Genomic DNA, 2500 nt, shown 5'->3' on the forward strand with positions numbered 1-2500 from the left:
GGATAACAGGCTTATCTCCCCCAAGAGTCCACATCGACGGGGAGGTTTGGCACCTCGATGTCGGCTCATCGCATCCTGGGGCTGTAGTCGGTCCCAAGGGTTGGGCTGTTCGCCCATTAAAGCGGTACGCGAGCTGGGTTCAGAACGTCGTGAGACAGTTCGGTCCCTATCCGTCGCGGGCGCAGGAAATTTGAGAGGAGCTGTCCTTAGTACGAGAGGACCGGGATGGACGCACCGCTGGTGTACCAGTTGTTCTGCCAAGGGCATCGCTGGGTAGCTATGTGCGGACGGGATAAGTGCTGAAAGCATCTAAGCATGAAGCCCCCCTCAAGATGAGATTTCCCATTCCGTTAAGGAAGTAAGATCCCTGAAAGATGATCAGGTTGATAGGTCTGAGGTGGAAGTGTGGCGACACATGGAGCTGACAGATACTAATCGATCGAGGGCTTAACCAAATGAATGTCTTACGACACCGTTATCTAGTTTTGAGAGAACACCTCTCAAATAAGGTTTGGTGGCGATAGCGAAGAGGTCACACCCGTTCCCATGCCGAACACGGAAGTTAAGCTCTTCAGCGCCGATGGTAGTTGGGGGCTTCCCCCTGTGAGAGTAGGACGCCGCCAAGCTGTTGCACGCAAGTGCAAACGGAGGATTAGCTCAGCTGGGAGAGCATCTGCCTTACAAGCAGAGGGTCGGCGGTTCGATCCCGTCATCCTCCACCATTAAATATCTTCATAACGGGCCGGTGTAGCTCAATTGGTAGAGCAACTGACTTGTAATCAGTAGGTTGGGGGTTCAAGTCCTCTTGCCGGCACCACTTTTTTATGATATTATATTAAAGTCTCTTTTAAAGAGCCATTAGCTCAGTTGGTAGAGCATCTGACTTTTAATCAGAGGGTCGAAGGTTCGAGTCCTTCATGGCTCACCATTTATGCGGGTGTGGCGGAATTGGCAGACGCGCTAGACTTAGGATCTAGTGTCTTTACGGCGTGGGGGTTCGAGTCCCTTCACCCGCATTATAAAAAATAGTTTTCATATGCGGAAGTAGTTCAGTGGTAGAACACCACCTTGCCAAGGTGGGGGTCGCGGGTTCGAATCCCGTCTTCCGCTCCAACCATCCACGCCGGGGTGGTGGAATTGGCAGACACACAGGACTTAAAATCCTGCGGTAGGTGACTACCGTGCCGGTTCAAGTCCGGCCCTCGGCATTAACATATGCGCCCGTAGCTCAATTGGATAGAGCGTTTGACTACGGATCAAAAGGTTAGGGGTTCGACTCCTCTCGGGCGCGCCATTATGTGTAACGGGAAGTAGCTCAGCTTGGTAGAGCACATGGTTTGGGACCATGGGGTCGCAGGTTCGAATCCTGTCTTCCCGACCATTCCTTTGGGGCCTTAGCTCAGCTGGGAGAGCGCCTGCTTTGCACGCAGGAGGTCAGCGGTTCGATTCCGCTAGGCTCCACCATTTATTTTTAAAAAAGCACTTGACTATTTATCTTAATAAAGATATAATAATAGAGTTGCTTTAATAATGATCTTTGAAAACTAAACAAGACAAAACGTACCTGTTAATTCATTTTTAAATAAATCGCACATGCGAGTGTGCGTAGTCATTATCAAACTTTTCATGGAGAGTTTGATCCTGGCTCAGGACGAACGCTGGCGGCGTGCCTAATACATGCAAGTCGAGCGGACCGACGGGAGCTTGCTCCCTGAGGTTAGCGGCGGACGGGTGAGTAACACGTGGGTAACCTGCCTGTAAGACTGGGATAACTCCGGGAAACCGGGGCTAATACCGGATGCTTGATTGAACCGCATGGTTCAATCATAAAAGATGGCTTCGGCTATCACTTACAGATGGACCCGCGGCGCATTAGCTAGTTGGTGAGGTAACGGCTCACCAAGGCGACGATGCGTAGCCGACCTGAGAGGGTGATCGGCCACACTGGGACTGAGACACGGCCCAGACTCCTACGGGAGGCAGCAGTAGGGAATCTTCCGCAATGGACGAAAGTCTGACGGAGCAACGCCGCGTGAGTGATGAAGGTTTTCGGATCGTAAAACTCTGTTGTTAGGGAAGAACAAGTACCGTTCGAACAGGGCGGTACCTTGACGGTACCTAACCAGAAAGCCACGGCTAACTACGTGCCAGCAGCCGCGGTAATACGTAGGTGGCAAGCGTTGTCCGGAATTATTGGGCGTAAAGCGCGCGCAGGCGGTTTCTTAAGTCTGATGTGAAAGCCCCCGGCTCAACCGGGGAGGGTCATTGGAAACTGGGGAACTTGAGTGCAGAAGAGGAGAGTGGAATTCCACGTGTAGCGGTGAAATGCGTAGAGATGTGGAGGAACACCAGTGGCGAAGGCGACTCTCTGGTCTGTAACTGACGCTGAGGCGCGAAAGCGTGGGGAGCGAACAGGATTAGATACCCTGGTAGTCCACGCCGTAAACGATGAGTGCTAAGTGTTAGAGGGTTTCCGCCCTTTAGTGCTGCAGCAAACGCA

The 2500-nt window shown here is 52.2% G+C and carries 9 tRNA genes and 3 rRNA genes (2 of these 12 cut by a window edge); all 12 read left to right on the plus strand.

From position 1 onward, the window contains the following. Positions 1 to 455: ribosomal RNA gene (locus tag P3X63_RS00515) — 23S ribosomal RNA — on the plus strand; it begins 2477 nt to the left of the window's first position. Between the two features lie 55 nt (positions 456 to 510). Further along, positions 511 to 626, plus strand: a 5S ribosomal RNA gene (gene rrf / locus P3X63_RS00520). A gap of 20 nt (positions 627 to 646) precedes the next feature. Beyond that, positions 647 to 722: transfer RNA gene (locus P3X63_RS00525), tRNA-Val, on the plus strand. 19 nt (positions 723 to 741) lie between these two features. Further along, positions 742 to 817: transfer RNA gene (locus tag P3X63_RS00530), tRNA-Thr, on the plus strand. A gap of 35 nt (positions 818 to 852) precedes the next feature. Continuing rightward, a tRNA-Lys gene (locus tag P3X63_RS00535) sits at positions 853 to 928 on the plus strand. A 5-nt stretch (positions 929 to 933) separates the two neighbouring features. Continuing rightward, positions 934 to 1016: transfer RNA gene (locus P3X63_RS00540), tRNA-Leu, on the plus strand. Positions 1017 to 1038: 22 nt separating this feature from the next. Then, a tRNA-Gly gene (locus P3X63_RS00545) sits at positions 1039 to 1113 on the plus strand. A 9-nt stretch (positions 1114 to 1122) separates the two neighbouring features. After that, positions 1123 to 1208, plus strand: a tRNA-Leu gene (locus P3X63_RS00550). A gap of 9 nt (positions 1209 to 1217) precedes the next feature. Next, positions 1218 to 1294: transfer RNA gene (locus tag P3X63_RS00555), tRNA-Arg, on the plus strand. A gap of 10 nt (positions 1295 to 1304) precedes the next feature. Continuing rightward, a tRNA-Pro gene (locus P3X63_RS00560) sits at positions 1305 to 1381 on the plus strand. A gap of 7 nt (positions 1382 to 1388) precedes the next feature. Then, a tRNA-Ala gene (locus tag P3X63_RS00565) sits at positions 1389 to 1464 on the plus strand. 159 nt (positions 1465 to 1623) lie between these two features. Further along, positions 1624 to 2500, plus strand: a 16S ribosomal RNA gene (locus P3X63_RS00570) (it continues 672 nt past the right edge of the window).

It is taken from the genome of Bacillus sp. HSf4 (assembly GCF_029537375.1).
GTDB classification, from domain to species: Bacteria; Bacillota; Bacilli; order Bacillales; family Bacillaceae; genus Bacillus; species Bacillus sonorensis_A.